25 protein-coding genes are annotated in these 24850 nt (G+C 71.8%); 14 read left to right on the plus strand and 11 right to left on the minus strand.

Annotation, left to right across the window (positions count from 1 at the left end; translation table 11 throughout):
• Nucleotides 1-283 precede the first annotated feature (283 nt).
• From ACFY3L_RS23040 to ACFY3L_RS23050, 3 genes are all read right to left on the minus strand, one after another.
• Nucleotides 284-4012, minus strand: coding sequence for an FHA domain-containing protein (locus ACFY3L_RS23040; protein ID WP_389327427.1), 3729 nt, complete (start codon nucleotides 4010-4012; stop codon nucleotides 284-286).
• Between the two features lie 49 nt (nucleotides 4013-4061).
• The gene (locus ACFY3L_RS23045) at nucleotides 4062-4505 is read right to left on the minus strand and encodes an HPP family protein (protein WP_389327430.1); all 444 of its coding nucleotides are present in this window, start codon (nucleotides 4503-4505) and stop codon (nucleotides 4062-4064) included.
• A 307-nt stretch (nucleotides 4506-4812) separates the two neighbouring features.
• Nucleotides 4813-5163 (minus strand): hypothetical protein, encoded by a 351-nt coding sequence (locus ACFY3L_RS23050; protein ID WP_389327431.1) that lies wholly within the window; start codon nucleotides 5161-5163, stop codon nucleotides 4813-4815.
• A 188-nt stretch (nucleotides 5164-5351) separates the two neighbouring features.
• Here ACFY3L_RS23050 and ACFY3L_RS23055 point away from each other — a divergent pair, with 188 nt between their 5' ends.
• Nucleotides 5352-6134: a hypothetical protein gene (locus ACFY3L_RS23055; protein ID WP_389327434.1), complete on the plus strand. Its 783-nt coding sequence runs from the start codon at nucleotides 5352-5354 to the stop codon at nucleotides 6132-6134.
• Between the two features lie 35 nt (nucleotides 6135-6169).
• On the opposite strand, the gene ACFY3L_RS23060 is transcribed toward ACFY3L_RS23055, so the two are convergent.
• The 3 genes from ACFY3L_RS23060 to ACFY3L_RS23070 all read right to left on the minus strand — a co-directional run bounded on the left by ACFY3L_RS23060 (nucleotide 6170) and on the right by ACFY3L_RS23070 (nucleotide 9494).
• The gene (locus tag ACFY3L_RS23060) at nucleotides 6170-7609 is read right to left on the minus strand and encodes a hypothetical protein (RefSeq protein ID WP_389327437.1); all 1440 of its coding nucleotides are present in this window, start codon (nucleotides 7607-7609) and stop codon (nucleotides 6170-6172) included.
• Between the two features lie 67 nt (nucleotides 7610-7676).
• Entirely contained in the window at nucleotides 7677-8342 is a 666-nt protein-coding gene (locus tag ACFY3L_RS23065; protein WP_389327440.1) for a response regulator, read from the minus strand.
• 24 nt (nucleotides 8343-8366) lie between these two features.
• On the minus strand, nucleotides 8367-9494 hold the full coding sequence (locus ACFY3L_RS23070; RefSeq protein ID WP_389327443.1) for a sensor histidine kinase: 1128 nt from the start codon (nucleotides 9492-9494) through the stop codon (nucleotides 8367-8369).
• A gap of 177 nt (nucleotides 9495-9671) precedes the next feature.
• Here ACFY3L_RS23070 and ACFY3L_RS23075 point away from each other — a divergent pair, with 177 nt between their 5' ends.
• From ACFY3L_RS23075 to ACFY3L_RS23085, 3 genes are all read left to right on the plus strand, one after another.
• Nucleotides 9672-9878 carry a hypothetical protein gene (locus tag ACFY3L_RS23075; protein ID WP_389327446.1) on the plus strand — a complete coding sequence of 69 codons (207 nt, stop codon included), beginning with the start codon at nucleotides 9672-9674 and terminating at the stop codon, nucleotides 9876-9878.
• A gap of 223 nt (nucleotides 9879-10101) precedes the next feature.
• Nucleotides 10102-10884, plus strand: a complete 783-nt coding sequence (locus ACFY3L_RS23080; RefSeq protein ID WP_389327449.1) for a hypothetical protein — start codon at nucleotides 10102-10104, stop codon at nucleotides 10882-10884.
• A gap of 278 nt (nucleotides 10885-11162) precedes the next feature.
• Nucleotides 11163-11558: a hypothetical protein gene (locus ACFY3L_RS23085; RefSeq protein WP_389327452.1), complete on the plus strand. Its 396-nt coding sequence runs from the start codon at nucleotides 11163-11165 to the stop codon at nucleotides 11556-11558.
• 24 nt (nucleotides 11559-11582) lie between these two features.
• Here ACFY3L_RS23085 and ACFY3L_RS23090 read toward each other — a convergent pair whose 3' ends face one another.
• Nucleotides 11583-12038, minus strand: coding sequence for a winged helix-turn-helix transcriptional regulator (locus tag ACFY3L_RS23090; RefSeq protein WP_389327455.1), 456 nt, complete (start codon nucleotides 12036-12038; stop codon nucleotides 11583-11585).
• Nucleotides 12039-12112: 74 nt separating this feature from the next.
• Here ACFY3L_RS23090 and ACFY3L_RS23095 point away from each other — a divergent pair, with 74 nt between their 5' ends.
• From ACFY3L_RS23095 to ACFY3L_RS23115, 5 genes are all read left to right on the plus strand, one after another.
• Nucleotides 12113-12790, plus strand: coding sequence for a DUF899 domain-containing protein (locus tag ACFY3L_RS23095; RefSeq protein ID WP_389327458.1), 678 nt, complete (start codon nucleotides 12113-12115; stop codon nucleotides 12788-12790).
• Nucleotides 12783-13175 (plus strand): pyridoxamine 5'-phosphate oxidase family protein, encoded by a 393-nt coding sequence (locus tag ACFY3L_RS23100; RefSeq protein ID WP_389327461.1) that lies wholly within the window; start codon nucleotides 12783-12785, stop codon nucleotides 13173-13175. The genes ACFY3L_RS23095 and ACFY3L_RS23100 overlap by 8 nt, the downstream gene beginning before the upstream one ends.
• Before the next feature lie 89 nt (nucleotides 13176-13264).
• Complete coding sequence (locus tag ACFY3L_RS23105) at nucleotides 13265-13939, plus strand: DUF6891 domain-containing protein (RefSeq protein ID WP_389327464.1); 675 nt, start codon at nucleotides 13265-13267, stop codon at nucleotides 13937-13939.
• 135 nt (nucleotides 13940-14074) lie between these two features.
• Complete coding sequence (locus tag ACFY3L_RS23110) at nucleotides 14075-16681, plus strand: GTP-binding protein (protein ID WP_389327467.1); 2607 nt, start codon at nucleotides 14075-14077, stop codon at nucleotides 16679-16681.
• 2 nt (nucleotides 16682-16683) lie between these two features.
• Nucleotides 16684-17451 carry a class I SAM-dependent methyltransferase gene (locus ACFY3L_RS23115; RefSeq protein ID WP_389327469.1) on the plus strand — a complete coding sequence of 256 codons (768 nt, stop codon included), beginning with the start codon at nucleotides 16684-16686 and terminating at the stop codon, nucleotides 17449-17451.
• A gap of 43 nt (nucleotides 17452-17494) precedes the next feature.
• Here ACFY3L_RS23115 and ACFY3L_RS23120 read toward each other — a convergent pair whose 3' ends face one another.
• A complete protein-coding gene (locus tag ACFY3L_RS23120) occupies nucleotides 17495-19072 on the minus strand; it encodes a methyl-accepting chemotaxis protein (protein WP_389327472.1) in 1578 nt (525 codons plus the stop codon).
• Between the two features lie 161 nt (nucleotides 19073-19233).
• On the opposite strand from ACFY3L_RS23120, the gene ACFY3L_RS23125 reads away from it, so the two are divergent.
• Both ACFY3L_RS23125 and ACFY3L_RS23130 read left to right on the plus strand, forming a co-directional pair.
• A complete protein-coding gene (locus tag ACFY3L_RS23125; RefSeq protein WP_389327475.1) occupies nucleotides 19234-19818 on the plus strand; it encodes an SMI1/KNR4 family protein in 585 nt (194 codons plus the stop codon).
• Between the two features lie 28 nt (nucleotides 19819-19846).
• Complete coding sequence (locus ACFY3L_RS23130) at nucleotides 19847-20707, plus strand: tetratricopeptide repeat protein (protein WP_389327478.1); 861 nt, start codon at nucleotides 19847-19849, stop codon at nucleotides 20705-20707.
• Nucleotides 20708-20714: 7 nt separating this feature from the next.
• Here the strand turns inward: ACFY3L_RS23130 and ACFY3L_RS23135 are convergent, their stop codons facing one another.
• Nucleotides 20715-21170: a hypothetical protein gene (locus ACFY3L_RS23135; RefSeq protein WP_389327481.1), complete on the minus strand. Its 456-nt coding sequence runs from the start codon at nucleotides 21168-21170 to the stop codon at nucleotides 20715-20717.
• A 133-nt stretch (nucleotides 21171-21303) separates the two neighbouring features.
• Between ACFY3L_RS23135 and ACFY3L_RS23140 the strand changes: the two genes are divergently transcribed.
• Nucleotides 21304-21630, plus strand: coding sequence for a hypothetical protein (locus tag ACFY3L_RS23140; RefSeq protein WP_389327484.1), 327 nt, complete (start codon nucleotides 21304-21306; stop codon nucleotides 21628-21630).
• A gap of 169 nt (nucleotides 21631-21799) precedes the next feature.
• Nucleotides 21800-22669, plus strand: a complete 870-nt coding sequence (locus ACFY3L_RS23145; protein ID WP_389327487.1) for a hypothetical protein — start codon at nucleotides 21800-21802, stop codon at nucleotides 22667-22669.
• Between the two features lie 233 nt (nucleotides 22670-22902).
• Here ACFY3L_RS23145 and ACFY3L_RS23150 read toward each other — a convergent pair whose 3' ends face one another.
• Entirely contained in the window at nucleotides 22903-23586 is a 684-nt protein-coding gene (locus ACFY3L_RS23150; RefSeq protein WP_389327489.1) for a DUF6766 family protein, read from the minus strand.
• 81 nt (nucleotides 23587-23667) lie between these two features.
• The gene (locus ACFY3L_RS23155) at nucleotides 23668-24060 is read right to left on the minus strand and encodes a hypothetical protein (RefSeq protein ID WP_389327492.1); all 393 of its coding nucleotides are present in this window, start codon (nucleotides 24058-24060) and stop codon (nucleotides 23668-23670) included.
• 66 nt (nucleotides 24061-24126) lie between these two features.
• On the opposite strand from ACFY3L_RS23155, the gene ACFY3L_RS23160 reads away from it, so the two are divergent.
• A complete protein-coding gene (locus tag ACFY3L_RS23160; RefSeq protein WP_389327495.1) occupies nucleotides 24127-24750 on the plus strand; it encodes an SGNH/GDSL hydrolase family protein in 624 nt (207 codons plus the stop codon).
• Nucleotides 24751-24850 lie beyond the last annotated feature (100 nt).

Genomic DNA, 24850 nt, shown 5'->3' on the forward strand with positions numbered 1-24850 from the left:
TACGCCATGTGGCCCTCCTGCCGCTGCGTGTTACCGGCGTGTTTCTCGAATGGTGGAGGGCGCACTCCGGGCAGTCAAGACGATAATACGTATTATCTAGGTATGCTGATGCGTCGTCCGGCGGACGCCGGCACCGTCTGCCGCGTGGCGCTGCCCGCCGCCGGCCTGGGCTACGACACGAAACGCACCTGTCGCCCGCAGCGCGGCAATCCCCCCGAGGCGCTCCACCAGGTCACTGGGAACAACCGGTCAGCACCCCGTTCAGTTCGACCGCCTCAGGCAGTCACCGGGTTCCGCCGGCCGGGGTGAGTGGCGGGCCGCCGTGGCCGGGTAGACCGCGGTCGGCCGGGATCGGCTCCTCGCCCGGCGCGGCGGTGATGCCGTGGCCGCGGGTCTGCCCGGCCAGGCGCCGGTGGTACGCCGCGACCACGTCCAGCGGCGCGCGGGCGGCCCGCAGCAGCTCGGCGCCGGCCCGCTCGACGACGTCGGCCTCGTGCGCCTCGAAGGCACGGACGCCGTCGAGCAGGGCGTTCTTCACGTCGCGCAGCAGCTGGACGTCGGCGTGGGCGTAGGTGTGGCACAGGGCGGTGACCCGCCGGTGGTCCTCGCCGGTCAGCAGCATCTCGCGTACCGCCGGGCCGCTGTGAAGGACCAGCGCGGCGTCGGCGGTGCCGGACAGGACGGCCAGGGCGGCGTCGTACGCGCGGACGTCCTGACGCGGGTCGCAGAATCCGGCCGTCTGCCGCCACAGGGTCCGCAGGTCCTCCTGCAGCAGCCCGTCGAGGTAGCTGACGAGGAACCGCCGGTGCGCCTCGAGCACGTACTGGGCCTTGAACGGGGTCAGCTCGGTCGGGTCCTCGCCGGCCGTCGCGGTGGCCGCGGTGAAGCCGTAGTCGGCGCTGAGCGCGTTCTCCATGCCGACCACGAGGTACACGAGGCGCACCCAGGCCCGGAAGAGCTCCTCCAGGGGCAGCGAGCGCAGCCCTTCCTCGGTCAGCACGACGCCCCAGCGGGATCCGAAGCGCAGCCGGCGCAGGTGGCCGATGTGGTACATCGCGAGCTGCGCGTCGATCTCGTCGTGCGTGTGGTGCAGCACCTTGCGGTAGGCGGCGGTGGCGTCGAGGCCGGCATGGTTGCGGATGATGTGGGGTCCGCCGACGTGCAGGTGCAGGAACTCGCCGACGTCGAACACGGCGCCGCCGATCGCCATCCAGTAGCCGGATTCCGGGGTGTTGCGCCGGGCGAGGTCCGACACGTCGAAGCGGGGCCCCTGCTGGGCGTGGCCGAGGTACGTGGTGAAGACGTCCTCCCCGAGCCGTCCCTCGGCGACGAGGCGGCGCAGGAACTCCTGCCCGTCGCCGGGCACGATGTCGGTCAGCGCCCGCACGACGGCGGCCGCGAAGTCCGCGCTGCCGCAGATGTAGACGTGTGCTCCACCGCCGCCTTCCTCCGCCGGGCGCAGGAGTTCCCGCAGCGCGTCGGCGTCGGCCCGCACCGCGTCGTCGACCCGGTGCCGCCGTCCGTCCCCGGCGGCGTGGCGCCGCCCGTCGAAGCCGACGGCGGCGTCGGCCCGGGAGAACGCGACGTGCAGCCGTAGCCGACCGGCCGCGGCTGCCGCGTCGAGCCCGTCGTGTTCGACGAACTCCGCCGGCGTCCGCAGGCCCCAGTAGAGCCGGTCGGCACCCGCCGCGTCGGCAGCCCCGGTGCGGGCGGCGACGAACGCGAGGAACGGGGCTATGCCGGAGCCGGCCGCGAACATGAGCACGGGCCGGGCCGGGTCTGCCGGCAGCCGGAACCGGGGCGTGGGCACGATCCGCAGCGACACCTTCGCCCGGCCTTCCAGGCCCGCCCTGCGCAGGAAGTGGGACGCGGCCCCGCGCCGGCTCCGCGGGTACGACCACGGGGTGCGGGCCGAGGTGTACTCCAGCCCGCCGACGACCAGGTGCAGCGCGGTGACGGGGCCGCCGGGCGGCGGAGCGGAGGCGATCGAGTACAGCCGGAAGGGCTCGGGCGGGATCACCGCGCAGAACGCGTCGGGCTCGCCCGGGTCCGCCTTCCACAGCCGGGTGACGTCCCAGCCGCCGGCGTGCAGCAGGTTGAGCACGTCCCACAGCTCCCACTGGTCCTCCATGCGGGCGTCCACGATCCGCCCCCAGGACCCGACGGCGCTCAGCCGGGCGAGCCGCTTGGCCACGCCGCGGCCGATCGGGCGCAGCTGAGCGAAGCGCAGCAGGGTGCGCAGCGGCAGCACGTCGACGTCGCCGTCGTAGCCGGCCCGGCCGGCCACCGCCGCCTGCCAGGCCGGGGTCAGCCGGACCAGCTCGTCGCCACCGGCCTGTAGCGCGGCGACCGTGCGGGTCACGAGGTCGTCGTCGTGCTCGGCGAGGATGCCGACCCGGTCGCCGGGCTGGTGCTGCACGCCCTGGCCGGTTACGTCGAGCTCCAGGTAGCAGGTCCAGGCGCCGTGCTCGGCGGTGACGACCCGGCCGCGGCGGGCGGTGCCGAACACGACCGGCGGCCCGACCGGCGGGCGCCGCTCGTCGCGGACCACGGCCAGCTCGGCGTCGACCTGGTCCCACGTGCGGTCCTTGAACAGCCCCGTGAACCGGGCCCCGGTCGTGACCTGACGGCCGACCTTGAACGCCACCTCCAGGAAGCCGTAGGCCTTGATCCGGTGCAGTCCCATCCAGCCCCGGTCGCCGGTGTAGGCGTCGAGGACCGCGTTGTAGACGCCGCGCAGCGCCTTGCTGCGGGTCTGCTCGACGTACTGCCGCACGGACACCTCGCGCAGCGCCGCCACCAGCTCGCGCCAGTGCCGCGGGAAGAAGCCGGCGAGGTAGACGCTCTGCTGGCCGACCAGCGAGCCGTAGTCGCGCCGCTCCAGGAACGCGTCGATGGCGTGGAAGTGCGGCTGTGCGGTGCCGCTGGGGCTCGGGGCGCCGTCGAAGATCGGCACGCCCGCGGTGCCGACCGTCTTGGCCCACAGCACCTGGTCGAGCGGGTGCCGGCCGCGCGGGTTGGGGTCGATCTGCGGATAGACGGCCTCGGTGACGTGGCGCAGCCCGCCGAGCATGACCAGCAGCGCGTGCTCCAGCCGGGCCGGGTCGTCGGTGACCACCGCCTCCTGCGCGTCGAGCATCGCCCCCAGCACCGGGGTCAGGCCCATCGCGAACTCGGTGGTGACCAGGTAGAAGACGCGCTCGGCGGCGTTGTCCCAGGTCGGGACGAGCAGGTCGAGGTTGTCGAGGGCCCGGGGGCCCGACGGGTCCTTCAGCCGCCAGTTGTAGAAGAAGAGGTCGATGTACGACACGGCCGGCAGAGTCTTGCCCAGCCGCCGCGACACCGTGGTCCACGGCCGCAGCAACGACTCCGGTAGCGCCTTCGGCGGATCGACCGCCATGTACTGGTACGCGTGCGCGAAGACCCCGAGCATCGTCGAGGCCCGCAGCAGGTACCGGTCCGGCAGCGCCTCGGGCCGCGCGTCGAGCACCGGCAGCGCGTCGAACGCCCGGCGCAGCGCCAGCCGGCGGAACAGCTCCGGCAGCCGGCCCGTCATGTCGTCCCAGGCCCGGTGCGACTCCGGGAACGCGGTGAGCGGCGGCTCGACCGGCAGGAAGCCGTGCGCGAGGGACAGGAAGCCGTCCAGCTCGTGCCCTACCCGCCGGTTGTACGCCTCGGCGTTGTCGACGACCGCCCTGGCCGGGATCGTGGGCGGGCCGACGATCCGGAGCGAGGTCCGCTCACCCGGGTCGATGAAGGCCGTCGCGTCGGGGTCGATGAAGAGCCAGTGGATCTCGTACCGCCCGATGCGCAGCACCTCGCCGGGGGCCAGCGATCGGCGGGTCACCCGCACCTCACCGGCGAACGTCCCGTTGGTGCTGCCCAGGTCGGTCACCTGCAACGCGTCGCCGGCCGCCTCCAGCCGGGCGTGGCGCCGCGACACGTCCCGGTCGTCGAGCACCACCGAGGCCACCTTGCCGTCGCGGCCGAGCGTGGCCGGCAGCGCGCACACCCGTTCGGTGCGTTCCCCGGTGTGCCGGTCGACGAGGACCAGCCGGACGTCAGGAATGGTAGATCACCGCACGGCAGAGGTCGGCCCGCGACAGCGTGCCGACGAGCGTCCCGCGCTCGACGACGGGCAGGCGCCGGATCCCGCGGTCGACCATGACCACGGCCGCCCGGGCCAGCTCGTCGCCGGGCCGTACGGTGGCGGTGTCGCGTGCGACGAGGGGGTCGACGACCCGCTCGGCCAGCGACCGCCCCTTCTCCAGGAACAGCCGGAACGCGTCGTCGAGGCTGCCCCCGCCGTCGGCGACCTCGTCGAAGCTCGGCAGCATGGCGCGGACGAGCTCCTCCTCGCCGACCGAGCCGACGAACCTGCCGTCGTGGTCGAGCACCATGAGCTGCCCGACCTCCGACACGCTGACCAGCTCCGCCGCCCGCCGGATGGTGGCCCCGAGCCGAATGTACGCCGGAAACGCTGACATCACGTCGCTGACCAGCACGCCGCCTCCCGCGTGATCTGCCTGCCAATGAATGTAGCCCCGTCCGCCGCCCTCCGATGATTGGACGAACGGCTTTCAATGTCGGCCGCTGAGGCAGGTGCGTCCACGCGTCGATCGCAACCGGGAATCGGTGCCTGGCCGGGCCTGGCCTGGAGACGCCGGCGGTGGTGCCGCCCTACTAGGGGCTGCGCTCCACGTCCGGCAGGATCCACGGGCTCGGTTCCTTGGCCCAGCCGGCGTCGTAGCGCCGCACCGCTTCGACGAACTCCGCCGGCCGGCACGACCGACTGGGGGCGCGGATGTCGCGTCAGACGTCGAACAAGGAGTCGTCGGGCCAGACGTCTTCATAACCGGGAGCGAGCAGAAATCGCCATCCGGCGGGCAGAGCGAGGTAGGCGAGCAGCTCTGGGTGCTGATCCGTGAGGTGCCGGACGTGGTGCACCTCGAACGCGTCGTCGGCCTCTGGAAACGTCTCCGACGACCACAGGTACCACCCGGACAGCCCTTCTGTCCGAGGGTGCCGCAGCCCGTTGATCGGCAGGTCCGTCCAGGAGAACCCCTTCGCGACGGCGAGTGCGTCATCGATGCCGACCGGGTCGACCGGGCACTTGAACCGCAGTTGTGCATTCGGCTGGCCGAGCTGTTCCACCGTCGTCACCCACTTCATCTGCCGCAGACGTCCTCCACAGCTTGCCTCAAGGAGATCTGGCTCATCGCCCGGTGCGCGGATCTGCCGCGTCTGGCGTGCTCGCGGTTTGAGCGGCGGTGACGCACCGCAGTGCATGGCGGCCTGGGTCTTCCCGCGGTCGGTGGCACGGCGACGGCGGCGAGCATACGCTCGTCCGCGTGAAGCGGGACCTCGTGCTGCGCGGACTGGCGGCGAACCCGGCAGTGCCGTTCGACGTGCTGGCGCGTCTGCTACGGGACTGGCCGGAACCGGTTGCCGGAGGGCTCTGGACCCGTGCCGACCTGCCGCTGGCGTTGCAGGAGCAGATGGCCGGCCACGCGTCGCGCCGGGTCCGGAGCGTCATCGCCGGGTATGCGCGGTTGGACGTGGGGATCCGGGACAGGCTGCTGTGTGACCCGGACTGGCGGGTGCGGGCGTGGGCTTTCGTCAGGGACAGGCAGCAGCCGCCGTTGTCCGACGAGGCGCTGTTCCGGCTGATGACGGACCTGCTCGACCCGCCGGATGATCTGCAGATCGAGGATGTCGAACTCTTCGAGGAGCTGTTCAACGCGGACCCCGCCCGGCAGCTCGTCGCCGCCCGGCACCCTGACCCGCGGGTGCGCCGGTTCGCGGCGCGGTATGCCTGGCGGGACGCCCTGCGGATCCTGCTGACCGACCCGGACCCGCAGGTGGCGGCGGCCGCGGCCGCGTCGATCGCCGAGCACGAGCGGCTCATGGAGCCGGCCGACCTGCCCCGACAGCATTGCCACGCATTGTGGGGAGTGCTGCCCACGCCTACCCTCCGACCGGATCACCGCCCTGCTCGACGATGCGGAGCTCGCCACGGCGATCTCGAGCACTGCGGTGTGATCAAGCTGTCGATCGACGACGTGGTCGCCGCACGTGCCGACTGGCCCGGATACCTGGCACGGCGCAAGGAGGAGGTCGCCGCCGAGCAGTAGGCGTGCGCATCCGCCGACGACTGCGGCGCTGGTGCTCACGAGTGGTGCCCGGTGGCGTCGTAGCCGTTGGGCGGGGCGGGAAGCCGCTTCGCCGCCGCGACGCCGGCGATGACGGTGAGCACCGTGACCACGGTGAGGTACACGCGGTCCGGCAGGCTGTCGGAGTTGCCGATCAGGCCGAAGACGGTGTGCCCGGCGAGCGCCCCGGTGCACGCCGCCACGGTGTGGCGGGAGGTCCAGCCGCCGGCAGCGGACCAGCGGCGCAGTGCGACGAGCGTGGTGGCGGCCACGGCGGCGGCGCCGGCCATCGGCAGCAGCGCCCAGGTGCCGTGGGTGAACAGCGGCTGCCGCGCTCCCGCGAACGGCCAGATCGCGCCGAGGAAGACCAGCGCCGCCACCGCCGTGAGGGTGCCCAGAACGGCGGGCGGGGGCGGCACGGCGGAGCGCGCCGGGGGGACGCGCACCCGCAGGGCGAGTGTCGCCACGACGGCGATCGCGGCGGTGATGCCCAGGACGGCGGGCAGTGGCATGGTGTACCCCAGATCCTCGCTCGGCGGGACGGCGAGCCGCAGCAGCGCGGCACCGAGCAGGGTGACGACCCCGGCCGCGATGACACCGCCGCGACGCAGGTACGGCGCCGTGCCGTGGCGGGCGAAGCACAGCTCGGTGAGCGCGACCGGGACGGCGATGCTGAAGACCGCGTGGTAGACCAGGTTCAGCTCCGTGTAGGCGGTGTTGACGCCGAGCAGCCGCGGCGCCCAGTCGGCGGCGTGGTACAGGTGCGGGCTGGTCAGGCTCTGCAGGGCCAGGCCCTCCTCGAGCAGGCCGTAGGCGACGCCCATGAGCAGCAGGTTCGGGTAGCCGCCGCCCGTGCGGCGGACCACCTCGCGCACGAGCAGAGCACCTGCGCTGTAGACGGGAGCGAAGACCAGCCAGGCCCAGGCCAGCCGTAGCGGCACCGTGCCCAGCGTGACCTCGGCGACGACCGGTGCGAGGACGGCCAGCAGCAGCGCGGCGCGGCGGTTGCGCGGGCGCGGGTCGGGCACCGGCGGGAACGCGGCGCGGACCACGGGCCGGTTGACGGCGGCGATGAGCACGGCGAGGACGGCGAGCTGGACGCCCTGCACGACGCGCAGCCACGCCGGATACTCGGCCGACACGAACAGCCAGCCGACGGCGACGAACCCCAGGACCGACACGATGCGGACCCGGCGGTACGCCCGGTGGGCGCCGGCCAGCAGCTGGCGGGCCACCCACACGTACAGCCCGGCGACGACGACGATCGGGATCGGCCGTGTCCACAGGGTGCGGGCGAGCGCCGCCGGCTCGGCGTGCGGGTGCCGGTCCTGCTGGTACGCCAGGACGTCGCCGCGGAAGAGGAGGGTCAGCGCCGCGAAGGCCACGCCGAGCACGAGACCGGCGACAAGCAGGCCGGCGACGACGCGCACGGCTCGGCGTTGCTGCGGTGTCATCATGCCACCGACGCTAGGATCGCGGCGGCGCGTGCACCTCCAACCGGCGACGGGTCCTGCGCCTACGACTTCAGGAGGAGGGCCGGGGGCGGACCAGGCCGAGGTCGTAGGCGAGCACGACCGCTTGGACCCGGTCGCGGACGCCGAGCTTCCGCAGGATCGACGACACGTGGGTCTTGACCGTCGCCTCGGACACGACCAGCCGCCCGGCGATCTCGGCGTTGGCGGCGCCGCGGGCCAGCAGCATCAGCACCTCCCGCTCCCGCTCGGTGAGCTGCTGCAGGGCACCGGGCGCGGCCGGCGGCGTCACGTCGGTGGCCGCGAACCGGTCCAGCAGCCGCCGGGTCGCGCTCGGCGCGAGCAGGGCGTCGCCGCGGGCCACGACCCGGATCGCTTCGACGAGGTCGGCCGGGCGGACGTCCTTGAGCAGGAACCCGCTGGCGCCCGCCCGCAGCGCCGCATAGAGCGCCTCGTCGAGGTCGTACGTCGTGAGGATGATGACCCGTGGCGCGCCGGGCCGACCGGTCAGCCGCGCGGTGGCCGCGACGCCGTCGAGGCCGGGCATCCGCACGTCCATGAGGACCACGTCGGGCCCGACCTGCTCGACCAGCCGGATCGCGTGTTCGCCGTCGGAGGCCTCGCCGACCACCTCGAGGTCGTCGCGGGCCTCGAGGATCATCCGGAAGCCGGAGCGCACGAGCGCCTGGTCGTCGGCGATCAGCACCCTGATCGTCATGTCGTCACCTCCGCTGCGCCGCACTCATCGGTTGTGCTCCCGCGTTGCCGCCGCCGCGACCGTTGTGGGCAGCCGCGCCGCCACCTCGAACCCGCCGCCGGGCGCCGGCCCGGCCCGCAGCGTGCCGCCGAGCAGCGCGGCGCGCTCCCGCATGCCGGGGATGCCCTGTCCGGCGCCGGCGCCGGAGCCGCCGCGGCCGTCGTCGCGGATCTCGACGGACACCTCGGAAGGTCCACTGCGGATCACCACCTCGGCCTTGCCCGCGCCGGCGTGCCGAAGCGCGTTGGTCAGGGCCTCCTGGATGATCCGGTACGCCGACAGCTGCACCGCCAGCGGCACGTCCGCGGCGGTGTCCTCCCGGCGTACCGTCACGGGCAGCCCGGCGGCAGTCACCGTCTCGGCGAGCCGCTCGACGTCGCCGAGGCCCGGCTGCGGCGCCGCGTGCGCCGCTGCGTCGCCCTCGTCATCGGCCCGCACGGTGCGCAGGAACCAGCGCAGCTCGGCGAGGGCCTGCCGCCCGGCCTGCTCGGTGCGCCGCAGCGCCTCGCGGGCCCGCGCCGGGTCGGCGTCGAACACGTCGTCGGCCGCGGCCGCCTGCACGACCATGACCGACACGGTGTGGGAGAGCACGTCGTGCAGCTCACGCGCGATCCGGGCCCGCTCCTCGAGCACGGCCTGCCGTCGCTCGGCGAGCCGCCGCGCGCCGCGGGCCCGCACCAGCGCGCCCCAGCTCCAGGCGAGCACGACGCCGCCGAGCCACAGCCCGGCCATCGCCCAGCGACCGCGGGCGACGGCCGGCCCGCAGGCGGCGAGCACCGCGAGGCCCAGCCCCCACAGCGTCTCGGTGGCGGGCCGCAGCCACGCGTACGTGCACACCACGACAAACACGAGGCCCGGCCCCATGCCGGGGTACAGCACCTGCAGCCCGGCGGCGGCCGCGAGCACAACGGCGGTCCCGAGCCGGTGCCGGACCCCGAGCCACCAGAACCCGGCGGACTGGGCGAGGACGAGCAGCGCCGCCACGGTCCGCCCGGCGGCCCCGGCCACGACGAGCGGTGCGGGAGTGAGCAGCGGCACCGACACGACGACGGCGCCCACGGCGGCGACGGCCCGCCAGCGCCGCGAGAAGCGCGCCGTGTAGCCGTCCCCCATGCCCCTGCACCTTACCCGCGGCCGCGCCATCTCGGGTCGCTGCCGGCTCTCATCCTCAAGTCGTAGACGCAAGACCCGTCTCGCGACGGGTGTGCCCGATCCCGCGGACTCCTACGGTTGGTACATGACCGCTTCGAAGTGGCCGTTCGACCCGTGGATGTTCGACAGGGGGATTCGATGAAGACGAACGCGGACGCATGGACCGGGACCGTCGCGAAGAAGTCGCGCGGGCTGCTCGACGGCTCCAACCTCTACCGGCGTCTGAAGGTCCGGCTCGACGACGGGACGCAGGTGGACGTCAAGGTCGGCCGGGAGCTGTGGAACCAGCTCAAGGTGGGCGACCGGGTCGTGAAGGCTGAAGGCGAGCAGCCACGCCGCGCCTGATCGGCTCGCAGGTGACGGCGAGCGGCCTCGCTGAAGCAGCCGCTCGACGCCGTCCCCTCGGCGTGCCACTCGCGGACGTCCCGCCTTCCGCCCTTGACGCCCCGGTTCGGCGTGAGGTGCTACAACGTCGCACGTGGGCTTCTTCGGCACCTTCGTGCTCGCCCGGTCCGATGTGCTGCTGCCGCTCGTGCCTGGGGTGCGGTCCGTGGTCGGTAGCCGGTTCGTGGCGGTGCACCGGTACGGCGGTGGCTGGCAACTCGCACACCTGAACACGCCGATGTATCACGAGTGGCCTGCCATTCATGGTGGGCCCGCGCGTCTGGCGGCGGTCACCGGTGCACCCGTGCTGGCGGTGGAGATCAAGGAGAGTTCCTGCCTGCAGTACGGTGGCGCGCTCCCCACCGGATCTGCATGGCTGGCCCACTTCAGGAACGCGGCCGAGCGGACGGGTCCCACGTTCCGGGACCTGCTGTACGCGGCCGGTGAGGTCGATTCCCCGACCACGCCGGCGGAGAGGCGCTGCCCGTTCGATCACCATAAGGAGTGCACAGTCCCGTTGCCCGACGGCGTCGACGTGCCGGACGACGACCCGGCCGGCCTGGCCGACAGCCTCTCCGGGTGGGCAGCGGCCGCCGGCCTGCCCACTCCGGCACACCGCATCGCCGAAGCGATCGGCACGCACACCAACGACAAGGCCGTGTGGGGGCTGGTCGATGCCCTCGGTCTGGATCACGTGGAGACGGTCCACCCGCTGTTCGCCTTCCAGGAGGACGAATGGTGGGACGCGTGGCGCATCGGCGATGACGCCGGCGCGAGGGTCATCCGCGCCTGGAACGCCCGACGGCGCGGCCGTGACCTGCCTTCCTACGACCGGCCGGCACCGGGCGCCGACGCGTTCGTGCGGTTTCTCGACCTGGTGGCGGCATCGATGTTCGGCGGCGGCCTCACGAGGGACGAGCTCCGCGTCGAGGCTGCACGGCTGGTGGAGACCTACCCCGAGCCGTGAACCGTCACGCCCCATCACGTCGACTGGCAGCGCGCTTCTGGCCGCGATCCGTGGGCTGGAGGCCGTCACGGCCTCCGTGCGCGAGCTCTGGTGGCGGTGAGGAAGAACTGCGTGCCGTCAGCGGTGCGCCCGCCGCGATTGATGGCAGGACGGCTTGGAGGTCCACCTGCATCCGACCCATCCCCTCTTCGCGCCAACGGTGTGAGCGATCGCAACGCCAGCATTGTGCCGCCCGGGTACGACAAGATCTGGCCGTCGGGCGGCGCTACCGTGCTGTGGTGATGGAGTCGGTCCCGGAGCTCGTCAAGCTGTCGCAGCCAAGGGCGCTCAGCGAGGCTGAGCGTGCCCTGGTGGTGCGGCTGGTGAAGTTCGCCGATGTCGTTGCGCTCGGCGAGCAGGTCACGACGGCGTGCGTGGTCTCCACCTGCCGGTGTGGCTGTGGATCGGTGGGGCTGCGCAGCGACGGGCCGCCGGTCCCTGCGGCCGTGGTCGCCCGGCTGAGCGCCAACGGGCGCGACGACTACTTCGCCGTGTCGGCATCGGGCGGCGTCGACGTCAGCGTCGTGCTTCACGTCCTCAGCGGAGCGGTCGGCGAGCTGGAGCTCTTCGCGGGCGAGGGGGTCGAGGTCACCCCGCCGCGCGCCGACGGCCTGACCGACCTCTGGATCGGTTGACCCGGACGCGCCGCGCGGGGCGGGTCATCGGGCGGCGCCCGGGCCGGGTAGGACGTCGACGTCGGTGGCTCGCATGGGAGTGCCGCAGTGGGAGCAGTGCAGTTCGGCGTGGGCGATCTCGCCGCAGGCGTGGTGGCGGTACAGGACCGGCGGCCCGGCGTCGCCGGCGGTCCAGCGGTCGCCCCAGCCGGCCATGACGAGCAGCAGGTCGCACAGCTCCTGGCCCTTCGTGGTCAGCACGTACTCGTGCCGGGGTGGGCGGTCCGAGTACTGCCGGCGGGCCAGCACGTCCTGCTCGACCAGCCAGGCGAGGCGCTGCGTGAGGACCTTGCGGGAGATGCCCAGGTCGTCGTGCAGCTGGTCGAAGCGGTTGATGCCGACGTACACGTCGCGCAGGATCAGCGGCGACCACGGCTCGCCGATGACGTCGAGGGTGCGGGCGATGGAGCACGCCATGCCGGCGAACTGGGTGCGTTGCATCCCACCACTATAGGTTCCCTCAGGAGACTCAGTGCGATAGAGTTCCCTCAGGGAACCCACTGAGGGAGGTCGCCATGTCGCTGCCCGCGGTCGTCACGCCGGCGGAATGGCAGGCAGCGCGCGACGCGCTGCTGGTCAAGGAGAAGGAGCTCACCCGCGCCCTCGACCGGCTCGCCGCCGAGCGCCGCCGGCTGCCGATGGTGCGGCTCGGCAAGCAGTACCGGTTCGTCGCGCCGGACGGCACCGAGGCGAGCCTGACCGACCTGTTCGCCGGCCGGCGGCAGCTCGTCGTCTACCACTTCATGCTGGCGCCCGGCCAGGACTGGCTGTGCACCGGCTGCAGCACGTTCGCCGACAATCTCGCCCCGCACGCGCAGGCACACCTCGCCGCCCGCGACACCCGGCTCATCCTCATGGCCCGCGCGCCGCAGGCGGAGATCGAGCCGGTCCGGCGCCGGATGGAGTGGGCGGTCCCGTGGTACTCGAGCCACGGCAACGACTTCCACGCCGATCTGGGCATCGAGGGCTTCGCCCTCAGCGTCCTGCTTCGCGACGGGGACGAGGTCTTCCGCACCTATGCGACCACCGGCCGCGGCGTGGACCGGCTCCGCCTGGACTTCAACCTGCTCGACCTCACCCCGTTCGGCCGGCAGGAGGCCTGGGAGGACTCGCCACCCGGCTGGCCGCAGACCGAGACCATGCGCTGGCTGCGCCCCCACGACGAATACGAAGACGGAGACCACCATGCCTGAGCTCGACGCCGACGTCGCCCGCCTGGTCGAGGACGTCAACTACGCCCACATCGCGACGCTGCTGCCCGACGGTTCGCCGCACTCGGTGCCGGTCTGGATCGACCGGGAGGGTGACCGGCTCGCCGTCCTCACCGGGCCGGGGTCGCGCAAGGCCCGCAACATCGCCCGGGACCCGCGGGTCGCCATCTCCATCGTCGACCACGCCCAGCCGTACGCGACCGCGCTGATCCGCGGCCGCGTGACGGAGGTCCTCGACGGTGACGAGGCGTGGCGCGTGATCGACCGCATCGCCACCAAGTACACGGGCGCGCCCTACCCGCTGCGCAGCGACCGGGTGGTGCTGCTCATCGAGCCCGACCGCGCCCAGGCACCGTCGTTCGGCTGAGCAAAGGCCGAGCGGAGGAGGACGTCAGCGGGCGTCGACCCAGACGACTCACGCACGTCAATGTGCGGCGGCGTGCCATGATCGTCCGCATGAGCGAATGGGTCTACAACGACCGCCCCGCCGGCGTCCGGTTCCTGCCCGACGAGGTGGCCGAACCCGAGCGCGGCGAGATCGAGGACGAGATCTGGTCCTGGATCGTGCAGGGCCGGGACGACCCCGGCGGGTTCGTCGACTATTTCGACGACGACGAGCGGCGCGCGGGCCTCACCGACGAGCAGCTCGCCGCCGCCTACGAGCGGGCCGTCGACGCGCGGCTGGACCAGCAGCGGCAGTGGGGCCCCGTGCGGAGCAACCTGACCGCCGCGTTCACCGAGCTCAACCAGCTCGGCGTCGTCGCGCGGGAGAACTTCAGCTGCTGCGGCACCTGCGCGTCCGGCGAGATCCACGACGAGCGCGACGACTCCCGGCACTGGCACGGCTTCCTCTGGTACCACCAGCAGGACGCCGAGTCCCTCGCCGCCAGCGCCAATGGCGCGGTCTACCTCGGCTACGGCGCCTACCCGCCCGAGGACTTCGACGAGGACGCCTACGAGGCCCTGCCGCAGGCCGAGCAGGAGGCTCAGTACCAGGCGGACCTGGAGCGCTTCCTGGACGACCTGGTCTTCCCCGTGCTGCGCAGGCACGGCATGCAGATCGAGTGGAACCGCAAGCAGTCCACCCGCATCCTGCTCACCGGCGCCCAGTGGTACGCCCCGCTCAAGTGAGTGAAAACGGGTTGCGGGCGCCATGGAGCCCGGGCGAAGGTGGAGAAGGTCCGAGAGCGAAGGAGTCAGGGATGCGAGCCGCGTCTGTGTTCACCCAGATGGCCACCACTGTCTATCTGAAGGACCTGACGCCCCTTGCGCATCCTCAATCTCGGCATCCTGGCGCACGTCGACGCCGGTAAGACCAGCCTCACCGAGCGGCTCCTGCACGCCGCCGGCGTCATCGACGAGCCCGGCTCCGTCGACGACGGCAGCACGCAGACCGACACGCTCGCGCTGGAGCGCCGGCGTGGCATCACCATCAAGTCGGCGGTCGTGTCGTTCACCGTCGGCGACGTCAACGTCAACCTCATCGACACGCCCGGCCACCCGGACTTCATCGCCGAGGTCGAGCGCGTCCTGCACGTCCTCGACGGGGCGGTGCTGGTCGTGTCCGCGGTCGAGGGCGTCCAGGCGCAGACCCGCATCCTCCTGCGGACCCTGCGCCGGCTGCGGATCCCGACGATCGTCTTCGTCAACAAGATCGACCGCGGCGGTGCGCGCGGCGACGGCGTCCTGCGCGAGCTCGCCCGCCGCCTCACCCCGGCGCTCGTGCCGATGGGCGCCCCGACCGGGCTGGGCACCAGGGCCGCGGACTTCGTGCCGGCGCCGCCGCCGCTCGACGTCCTCGCCGAGCACGACGACGATCTGCTGGCCGCGTTCGTCGACGGTACGAGGCTGCCGCGCGACCGCGTCCTGCACGCGGTGACCACGCAGACCCGCCGATCCGAGGTGCACCCCGTCTACTTCGGGTCCGCGATCACCGGCGCCGGCCTCGACGCGCTCACCGCCGGGATCGTGGCCCACCTGCCCGCGGCCGAGGGCGACGCCGGCGCGGCGGCGTCGGCCAGCGTCTTCAAGGTGGAGCGCGGCCCGGCCGGGGAGAAGATCGCGTACGTGCGGATGTTCGCCGGCACGATCCGCACCCGGGAACGCGTACACCTGCCGAACGGCGACCAGAAGATCACCGGCATCGCCGTGTTCGACGACGGCGGCGCCGTTGAGTCACCGGCCCTCACGGCTGGACGGATCGGCAAGGTGTGGGGGCTCGGCGGCGTGCGCGTCGGCGACCAGATCGGGGTGCCGCACGACGCGGAGGCGCGCCATTTCGCGCCGCCGAGCCTGGAGGCGGTCGTCGCGCCGGTGCGTGCCGGTGACCGTGGCGCGCTGTTCGCGGCGCTCACCCAGCTCGCCGAGCAGGATCCGCTCATCGACGTCCGGCACGACGACGTGCGCGGCGAGACGTCCGTGTCGCTGTACGGCGAGGTGCAGAAGGAGGTCATCCAGGCGACCCTCGCCGAGGAGTACGGCATCGACGTCACCTTCCGGGACACCACGACGATCTGCGTGGAGCGGCCCGCCGGTACCGGCGAGGCTCTGGAGATCGGGGAGAAGGACGGCAACCCGTTCCTCGCCACGATCGGCCTGCGGGTCGACCCGGCGCCGCCGGGTGCCGGCGTCACGTTCCGGCTGGAGGTCGAGGCGGGCGCGATGCCGGCCGCGTTCTTCACCGCCGTGCAGGACACCGTCACCGCCACGCTCCAGCAGGGTCTGTACGGCTGGAAGGTCACCGACTGCACGGTGACGATGACGCGCTCCGGGTACTGGCCCCGGCAGAGCCACGCGCACCAGCAGTTCGACAAGAGCATGTCGAGCACCGGGCACGACTTCCGCAGCCTCACCCCGCTGGTTCTCATGACCGCGCTGCGGCGGGCCGGCACGGTGGTGCACGAGCCGGTGCACCGCTTCCGCCTCGAGGCCCCGGCCGACCAGCTCGGCGCGCTGCTGCCCCACCTGTCCCGCCTGCACGCGGTGCCGTCGAGCACCGTCACGCGCGGCGCGACCTGCGTGCTCGACGGAGGACATCCCGGCGGCCGCCGTGCACGAACTGCAGGTCCGGCTGCCCGGCCTGACCCGCGGCGAAGGCGTGCTGGAGTCCGCGTTCGACCGCTACGAGCCGGTGACGGGCGCGCCGCCGACCCGTGCCCGGACCGACCACAACCCGCTCGATCGCGCCACGTACCTGCTGCGGGTCGTGCGCCGGGTGCCGGGGTGAGCTCAGTGGAACACGATCGGATGGCCGGACGCGATGCTGACCCGGCACGCCTCGTGCAGCGTCAGCCACACCATCTGTTCGGTCCCGAACGGATCGGTGTCGGCGCCGAGGCGTTCGGCCTCCGCGTCGCTCAGCGAACCGTCGTCGTCCAGCCGGACGCCGATCCGCGGTGCGACCCGGCGCAGCTCCTCGAGCAGGCCGTGGCTGGAGCCGACGATGCCGCCACCGGGGCCCTCGTCGAGGAACACGGGGTCCGCGATCGGCACCGGGACGTAGAAGCCTTCGCAGTCGGAGTGGCACAGCAGGTGCGAGTCGAACATCGACGCGGCGTCGTCGACGAACCCCTCCGCGTCCTTGAGGTCGCCGTCGACGACCGGCGTCACCGGCTGCCCCTCGACGTGCAGGGCGTAGGCCCGCCGCAGGTGATGCAGGCACGAGTACGGGAAGCTGCCCACGTGCGGCCGGGCCTGCCCGGTCGGCGGCGGCCCGTCCGGCGGCGTCCACGCGTGACCTTCCGCGGCGAGGGCGGCGGCGAGCCCTTCGAACTGCCGCCGGTAGCGCTCCTCGCCCTCCTCGTCGTAGCCGGTGCACGGGTTGCCGACGCTGACCGCAAGCCCCATGGCCGCGATCATAGATCGTTTGTGTGAGGATGACCGCCATGGTGCTGCGGGCGTTGCGGTTCGGGTCGGTGGCGGAGGCATACGAGCGGTTCCGGCCGGGATACCCGGCAGAGCTGGCCGAGCTGGTCCTCGCGTACGCCGGCAGACCCGTCCGGACCGTCCTGGAGATCGGCGCCGGGACGGGCAAGGCCACCCGGCGCTTCGCCCGCCCGGGCGTGGCGGTCACGGCGACCGACCCCGACGCGGCCATGCTCGCCGAGCTGCGCAAGCACGTGCCGGCGGACGTCCGCACCGTCCAGGCCGCGTTCGAGGACCTGCCGCTGGGCGCGCGGCACGACCTCGTCCTCGCCGCCGCCGCCCTGCACTGGACCGCGCCGGAGCGCCGCTGGTCGCGGATGGCCGACCTGGTGGAGCCCGGCGGCGTCTTCGCGAACTGCGGCGCCCCGATCCAGCTCGCCGACCCCGCGGTGGAGGCCGCGGTGCGAGCCGCCCGCGCCCCCTTCCTCGACAGCGACGAGATACCGTCGCCGGACGGAACACCCCCGGACCACGCCATGCAGTGGCCCGGCACGGAGCTGCAACGCTCGGAGTGGTTCCACGACGTGCGCCAGTCGGTGCTCCCCCACCGGTTCACGATGACCGCCGGCGACTACGTCGGCTACCTGTCCACCGTCTCGGCGTACCTGGAGCTCCCCGAGCAGCCCCGGCAGCAGGTGTACGAGCAGATCCTCCGCGCCCTGCCCGAATCGGTCGACATCACGGCCGACCTCACCGTGCACCTCGCCCGCCGCCGGTAAACCCCCGCCCCCCCCGGGTGGAGGCGTCAGGGACACTCCCCCGTCAGTACTTGAACTGCCCGACGAGGCTGTGCAGGGTGGCGCTCATCGAGGCCAGCTCGGCGACGGACTGCTGGGTGTCGGTGATCGCAGCGGTGGTGGTCCCCGCGGCAGTGGCGACACCGGCGAGGTTGCCGGCGATGTCGCGGGTGCCACTGGACGCGTCAGTGACGTTGCGGGCCATCTCCGAGGTGGTCGCGGTCTGTTCCTCCACGGCCGACGCGATGGTGGTCTGGTAGTCGTTCACCTGCTCGACGATCTGGGTCATCCGGCCGATGGCGACCCGGGTGGCGTCGGCGTTGCGCTGGATCCGCTCGACCTGCTTGCCGATGTCCTCGGTAGCGCGGGCGGTCTCCTGCGCCAGATCCTTGACCTCGCTGGCGACGACCGCGAAGCCTTTGCCCGCCTCGCCGGCGCGGGCCGCCTCGATCGTCGCGTTGAGCGCCAGCAGATTGGTCTGCTCCGCGATGGCGGTGATGAGCTTGATGACGTCGCTGATCTGGATGCTGGACTCGCCGAGCTCGTTGACGGTCTCGGTGGCGGAGCTGGCGACCTGGACGGCCTCGGAGACGACCCGGCTGGCCTCGGAGGCGTTCGCGGAGATCTCGCGGATCGACGCGCCCATCTCCTCGGCGCCGGCGGCGACGGTGCCGAGCGCGCCGCTCATCGTCTCGGTGGCGACGGACACCCGCCCGGCCTGGCTGGAGGTCTGCTCTGCGGAGTCGGAGATCTGCCGGGTCGTCGCCGACAGCTCCTCTGTCGCGGCGGCGAGGGCGTTGGCCTGCTCGGCGATCCGGCTGATCGTGCCGGCGAGCTTGCCGACGAACCGGTTGAACGCTGCGCCGAGGGTGCCGAACTCGTCCCTGCGGGCGTCGTCGACCCGGCGGGTCAGATCTCCCTCCCCGTCGGCGATCTCGCTGAGCCGGTTCGTCAGAGCGGACAGCGGCCCGAGGATGCTGCGGCTGATCATCCAGGCCAGGACCAGCACCAGCAGCAGCGCGATGGCCGTACCCGCGATGACGACGACGCGGGAGGAGTCAGCGGTGTCGGCGGTGTCCTTCGCCCGTACGGTCAGCAGGCTGGCCTCGGCCTCGGTGAGTTCGGTCAGCACCGCCCGGATCTGATCCATGACGCTCTTGCCCTGGTCGGTGAGCACCGCCGCGCGGGCCGCCTCGAAGCCCTGGCCGCGGCGCAGGTCGATGGTCTGCTGCAACTCGGCCATCTTGGCCGTGACGAGCGGCCGCAGCTTCGCGATACGGTCCTGCTGGGCAGGATTGTCGCTGGTGAGGGTCGCGACGTGCTGGATCTTCTCTTCGATCCCGGCCTTCGCGGCGGTGTACGGCTCCAGGTAGCGGTCCTCGCCGGTGATCAGGTACCCGCGCTGGCCGGTCTCCGCGTCCTTGAGCGACCCGGTGATCTCGTCCACGCCGTTCATCACCTGGTACGTGTGCTGGACCGTCCCGCTGTTCGCTTCGAGGGTGTCGGTATTGCGGTAGCTCAGCACCCCCACCACCAGCAGCGCCACGAGCGGAACGGCGAACGCACCCAACAGCCTGCTATTGACCCGATGCAACCAGCTCATGACGCGGACTCCCACTGGAAAACTGGCACGACAATGTATATTTCGGCAGCTAATTGCCCGGTTTAGCGAATCTCGTCCCCAACCGGACGGCCCGGTCCAACGTGCCGCAAGGAACGCCGCGCGTCCGCCGGCCTGACAATCACCACGTAATGTGCGGCGGCATGACCGACGACGAGATCTTCCAGGCGATCCGGCGCCGCGTCGAGCAGGGCCGCCCAACCGATTCGGATCATGAGGTGCTGCTGCCCGCGCCGGTGTCCGAAAAGGAAGTACGCCGGGCCGAGATGGCGATCGGATATCCGTTGCCACCGCTGCTGCGGCGAATCTACCTGGAGCTCGCGGACGGCGGGATCGGCCCCCGCAGAGGGATCCAGGGCATCATCGAGGGTGACGACCCGCTCGGGGACCAGACGGACGTGCCCGAGGGTCCGCACGACGACCCGGACGAACCGCCCCCGCCACCGCGCGGGGTCGTGTTCCTCTGCGACTTCGGATGCGCCCAGTGGCTTCTGCTGGACTGCCGGCACCCGCAGGGTCAGATGTGGTGGTGGGCTGAAGGCGAACGACACAAGCTGCACCTGACGCTGCCCGAGTGGTTCGCCGCCTGGCTGGCCGGGCAGCCGCACGACGTGTGGGCGCGCGAGGCACTGTGGCTCGGCCCCGAGTCCTGGACCCGCGAACAGGCCGAGGAGCGCCGCCGACAGGGCCCGGTCGCCCTGGACCCGGGCCAGCTGCCGCTGTGGTGACGGAGAGCATGCGTGCTTTCATGTCCGGGTGGACGACGCGGAGCAGTGGTTCCGGCGCGGCGGCGAACTCGCCGACGAGGGAGGACCAGCCGAGGTCGAAGCGCTGGCATTGCTGAGTGCGGCGGTCGCGGGGGGCCACGGACCGGCCCGGGTGCGGCTGGCCGCGTTTCTGCTCCATCAGTACTCGAAGGCCGACCTCACGTCGCACGCGGAGGCACTACGGCTGCTGAACGAGGCGGTGGCAGCCGACGTGCCGGGCGCCCGGAACATGCTCGGCGTCACGCTCTGGGACGACGGCGCATTGGACGACGCCGAGGACTCCCTGCGGGCCGCGGTCGCTGACGGGGATCCGGACGCGCCGGTGAACCTGGCGGGACTCCTGCACCAGAAGGGCGACGACGCCGCCGCGTTCACACTGCTGAGGCAGGCGGCGGAGCGTGGCGACGGGCCGGCGTACTGGATCGTGATGCGGCTGCTGCCACCACACGGCCGCGCCGCGCGGGAGATAAACCGTCGCCTACGAGTCGGCGACCTCCCCGGCGGAACGGCCGGTGTGCGTCCTCATCCCGGCCGGCACATGGCAGCTCGACGCCTCGGCGCTACGGGCCGACTAACTGTCGTCGCGGCGCAATGCACAGCATGCCGGTCACCGGTCTACGACGCCGAGCCCTGGATCGGCCTGCAGGGCGGTGAGCGGAGATCGACGCGCCGCTTGAGCGCAGCCAGTGCCGACGGGTTCGCGCCCGGGTTGGGACCGCCGTGCCGGAAGATTCCATGCACGTCTGCCCGTTCCACGTCGCGCCCGACCGCTGCCGCCCGTTCCACCACGTCCCGAAACCCGAACTCCACGCTCCCCTCTTCTGGCCAGGGCGTGCTGGACCCGTCGTAGCTTGCGCTCACCAAGGCCAGTCGTCTTCCAAGTCGCCGGTCTCCTCGCCGGGCCAGACGACGAACGCGGCGGTGGCGGACTCGTCGAACGCCAGCTGCGGGCCCGCCAGCGCCGCCAGGGCACACACCGCCCTCAGCACCGCGGCGGGGTTCGGCTTCCGGAACGTCACCGTCTCAACGGCCGCATCCGCCGTCACGGCCGGCAGGCTGCTGGTCTGGCCGACCGTGTACACGCTGACCTCACCCAGGTCCAGCGCTCCGCCACCGGCACAGGCGGCAGTCCCCGGGCACTCCGGCAGCCGCGAACCGGCAGGTTGACCGACGACCTCGAACCAGTTCGTGCCGTGGCAGCCGGCCACCCGGAACGCGTCCATAACCGCGGCGACCGACGGACGTGGCAGCACCTGAGGCGTTCGCTCGGGCACCCCTCTGACGAACTCGGCCGACGCGATCCAGTCAGCCATGCCGTCTTGAGACAGCTCATCCGCCGGCACGACGAACAGCGACCAACTCACCACCGCAGTGTCCCATCGGACGTCCGCACACGCCGCGGGCCTCGCGCAGGCAAACTGGGCTGTGACATCGATCGAGGCATGGGTGTTCGAGGACTACGTGGTGCAGTTCCTACAGCTCGTCAGCCACTGCATCGGCTACAAGTACGACGACCTCGACGAAGCGGCGCTGACCAGGGCGCTGGAAGACACCGACGACGAATCCACGGACCGCTGGTTCAGCTACCCTTGGCCGGCATGCCGCCGCTCATGGTTCATCTCGCCCAGGCCGCCGGCGGAAGTGAGGTCAGCGTTCGCGTGGAAGGCGACATCGACCCCATTCTGGCGGCCCGTGTCGAAATTCTGTTCGACCTGTTGTAGCAACACCGGCGCCGAGTCGCTCGATGCAGGTTGTCCAGCACCTGATCGCTGAAGCCAGCGAGGAATGCCTGTATGCCTTCGGGCGGAGACCATCGTTCAAGTTGCTCAGCGCGTCATGCAGCTGGGACACATAACGATCTGCAGCCTGCGGCGCCTGCCTGCCGCGACTGTCACGGTGTGGCACCGGTGACGGCTGTTGGCGCGGTGGCAGCATGAGATTCATGTCCAGTGTGGTCACGCCGCCGTTGCCGATCCGCCTTCAAGAGGCCTTCCGCCGGTCCGGTGGCCAGCCGGTTCAACCGCCAACTCGATGGAGTCGGACCACCTGGCAGGCTACTCTTCCGGAACACCACAATCTGTTGGCGTCGCTGCCAAACGAGCTTGATCGCGCAACGGTGGCCAAGGTGGCCGCCCGCGCCGCGGATGATGAGGAGCAGGCGGTCCAGTCGTTCATCGCTGCGATGGCATGGGGGTACGGACCGATCGGGTACGGGGCGTTCCGCACTGCCCGCGTGCTTCGCGAGAATCGACAGTCGCCGACGATCTTGCACCAGACAGCACAGATGGTGCGTCGCGAGGGAGGCCCTGCAGCGTTCAAGTGGCTGAGGCAGAACCGGTTGCACCAACTCGGGGTTTCCTTCGCCACAAAGTACCTCTACTTCTGCAACAGTCCGGAGGCACCACCAGCGTTGATTCTCGACCGGCTAGTGCAGCGCTGGCTACGCCGTCACGCGGACTGCCACGTCCGATTGAACTGGCATGTCGGCGACTACCAGCGATACCTCGACACGGCGACCGCGTGGGCGCGCGAGCTCGGCACCGGTCCGGATACGGTCGAGTACCTGATGTTCAATGACGCTCTCCTGGAAGAGCCTGAAAGCAGTCATCCAGCGCTGCAGCTGTCCGTCATTCCCGGTCCGCAGTCCGACCAGGAAGAGGTTGTAGCGACTCTGGAGGCGCTCGATGATGCCGCGAACGCGTTTGCCACCCTGCCTGGCATCAGCCCTGCCGACGCCGAAGACTTCGAGCGAGGACTTCGACAGCTACGACGCATCGTGCTGGCCCTTCGCAATGCCGGTACGAATACGTAGGCTCGCCCGTACTGACTCGCGCTCACGTGCGCCAGCGCTGTTCAATTGGGCAGGCTTCCTCCGCGCCTGCCGCTCAGGTTGAGCGGATGACGGCGCCGCGGCGGCGGGCCCGGAACCCTCGTCCGGTGGATCTCGCCAGCACGCCGTCCGCGAACCCCGCCTTCGACTCGATCGCCGGTGAGTGTTGACACCGCACTGTCCGTTCGCTTCCGGCGTGTGAATCCGCACGTTCGCTAGCCTTCGACGCCGGTGGAGGTGTGGGAGGCGCCGACGGGTTTGGACTCCGGGGAGCCTCGTTGCCGCAGGTACACGGAGAGGATCACCATCGAGAAGACGGCGAGGAGCTCGGACTGCCAGTTCTGCAGGGTGCGGTTCCAGAAGTCGGGTTCGGTCAGGTAGATGGCCCAGGAGACGGGCGGCTGGCGTTGGCTGAGCTGGCGTTCGTTGAAGGCGGCGACGCCCGCGATCGACTGGGCGAGCCACGACAGCACGAAGATGCCGGTCATGACCAGGCCGAGCGAGTTGGAGAACAGGCGCAGGCGCCAGCCGGTCGCGTGGGCCCAGGCGGGCGAGTCGTCGCGGGCGAAGGGGCCGACGAGCTGGTCCTTGTCGGACTCGGTGCCGGCCTTGTCGAGCGGCTTGGACTCGGGGGATCCCTTCTGCAGCAGCCAGACCGTCGCCAGGATGTACAGCGAGAACTGCAGGTACTCCGACTGCCAGTTCTCCGCGACGTCCACGACGAAGTCCGCCGACGTCAGGTACCGGCCGAGGGAGACCGGCAGGAGGCCGTCGGTGACCTGCTGCTGGTTGAAGTCCGCGTGCCCGGCCAGGCCCTGGCCCACCAGGGCGAGGACGAACAGGACGCCGAACACGATGCCAAGCGCATGCACCCGCAGGACCCGCCGCGCCCCGCTCATCGGTTCAGCAGCCCGATCGTGATGACGTAGGCGAGACCGGCGCCGACGACCGTCAGGCACAGCACGAACAGCAGCCGCATGTCAGTCTCCTTCCACGGCGCACTGGTACGGGCGGTCGCCGCGCGGCTGGCAGCCCGCCGCCACGACCCGCCAGCCGCCCGGGAACACCGCCAGGAACTCGGTGCCGCCGGCGTGGACCACGCGGGCCCACTGCCCGTACACGTCGACGTGGCGCACCGCGTCCGGGGCGGGCAGGTCCTGGTCGAGGATCGCCTCGGCGCACGGGGCGTCCGCGGACTGTTCCAGAGCGCTCACCGTCGCGGGCGCGAGCAGCCGGCAGGCGGCGGTGCCGTCGCCGTCGCGGACCGCCGTCAGCAGCCGGGTCGCCGTGGCCGAGGCGGCGTCGCGCCGGCCGCCGTCGCCGCAGCCGGCGGCCAGGAGACCCACGAGGACCAGCATCACAACGACTCGCACGCTGTCCGTAGTGCCCTGATGTGGGCGGTCGCACACATCATGCGAAACGGATGAGATCATGGCGCGATGATGTTCGAGGCTGGGCAGCGCATCGTGTTCATCGGCGACAGCATCACCGACTGCGGGCGGCGGGACGTGCGGGCGCCGTACGGCGACGGGTACATGAGCCTGGTGCGGGCGCTCGTCACGGCCCGCTTCCCCGGTACCCCACTGACCTGGATCAATCGTGGGATCAGCGGCAACACGGTGCGGGACCTCGCCGCACGCTGGGACAGCGACGCGATCGGCCAGCGGCCCGACTGGCTGGTCGTGATGATCGGCATCAACGACGTGTGGCGCGCGTTCACCGGCCGGCCGGACGAGGCGGTGCCGCTGGACGAGTACGAGGCGACCCTGCGCACCCTGCTGCGGAGCGCGGTCGACGCCACCGGCTGCCGGTTGCTGCTCGCCGGCCCGTACCTCATCGAACCCGACCGCACGGAGCCGCAGCGCGCCGAGAGCGACCGCTACGCCGCGGTCGTGGCGAAGCTCGCCGCGGAGTTCGGCGCGCCGCACGTGGCGACGCAGCGCGCGTTCGACGCCGTCCTCGAGGTGTCGCCGCCGGACCTGTGGGCCGACGACCGGGTGCACCCGGGCCTGCCCGGCCACGCCGTCATCGCCGACGCGTTCCTGCGCGTCATCACCGGCTGAGCCAACCGAGCCGGCCGGGCCGGCTGAACTGACCGAGCCGGCCGAATCAACCGAGCCGACCGAGCCGACCGAACCGACCGAGCCGGCCGAACCAACTGAA

It is taken from the genome of Dactylosporangium sp. NPDC000521 (assembly GCF_042898305.1).
GTDB lineage: Bacteria > Actinomycetota > Actinomycetes > Mycobacteriales > Micromonosporaceae > Dactylosporangium.

Coding starts and splice junctions, on each gene's coding strand:
- ACFY3L_RS23060 (WP_389327437.1), bottom strand. CDS start 7,609: ATGATGACACCGCAGCAACGCCGAGCCGTGCGCGTCGTCGCCGGCCTG.
- ACFY3L_RS23065 (WP_389327440.1), bottom strand. CDS start 8,342: ATGACGATCAGGGTGCTGATCGCCGACGACCAGGCGCTCGTGCGCTCC.
- ACFY3L_RS23070 (WP_389327443.1), bottom strand. CDS start 9,494: ATGGGGGACGGCTACACGGCGCGCTTCTCGCGGCGCTGGCGGGCCGTC.
- ACFY3L_RS23075 (WP_389327446.1), top strand. CDS start 9,672: ATGAAGACGAACGCGGACGCATGGACCGGGACCGTCGCGAAGAAGTCG.
- ACFY3L_RS23090 (WP_389327455.1), bottom strand. CDS start 12,038: ATGCAACGCACCCAGTTCGCCGGCATGGCGTGCTCCATCGCCCGCACC.
- ACFY3L_RS23095 (WP_389327458.1), top strand. CDS start 12,113: ATGTCGCTGCCCGCGGTCGTCACGCCGGCGGAATGGCAGGCAGCGCGC.
- ACFY3L_RS23100 (WP_389327461.1), top strand. CDS start 12,783: ATGCCTGAGCTCGACGCCGACGTCGCCCGCCTGGTCGAGGACGTCAAC.
- ACFY3L_RS23105 (WP_389327464.1), top strand. CDS start 13,265: ATGAGCGAATGGGTCTACAACGACCGCCCCGCCGGCGTCCGGTTCCTG.
- ACFY3L_RS23115 (WP_389327469.1), top strand. CDS start 16,684: ATGACCGCCATGGTGCTGCGGGCGTTGCGGTTCGGGTCGGTGGCGGAG.
- ACFY3L_RS23120 (WP_389327472.1), bottom strand. CDS start 19,072: ATGAGCTGGTTGCATCGGGTCAATAGCAGGCTGTTGGGTGCGTTCGCC.
- ACFY3L_RS23125 (WP_389327475.1), top strand. CDS start 19,234: ATGACCGACGACGAGATCTTCCAGGCGATCCGGCGCCGCGTCGAGCAG.
- ACFY3L_RS23135 (WP_389327481.1), bottom strand. CDS start 21,170: ATGGCTGACTGGATCGCGTCGGCCGAGTTCGTCAGAGGGGTGCCCGAG.
- ACFY3L_RS23145 (WP_389327487.1), top strand. CDS start 21,800: ATGTCCAGTGTGGTCACGCCGCCGTTGCCGATCCGCCTTCAAGAGGCC.
- ACFY3L_RS23150 (WP_389327489.1), bottom strand. CDS start 23,586: ATGAGCGGGGCGCGGCGGGTCCTGCGGGTGCATGCGCTTGGCATCGTG.
- ACFY3L_RS23160 (WP_389327495.1), top strand. CDS start 24,127: ATGATGTTCGAGGCTGGGCAGCGCATCGTGTTCATCGGCGACAGCATC.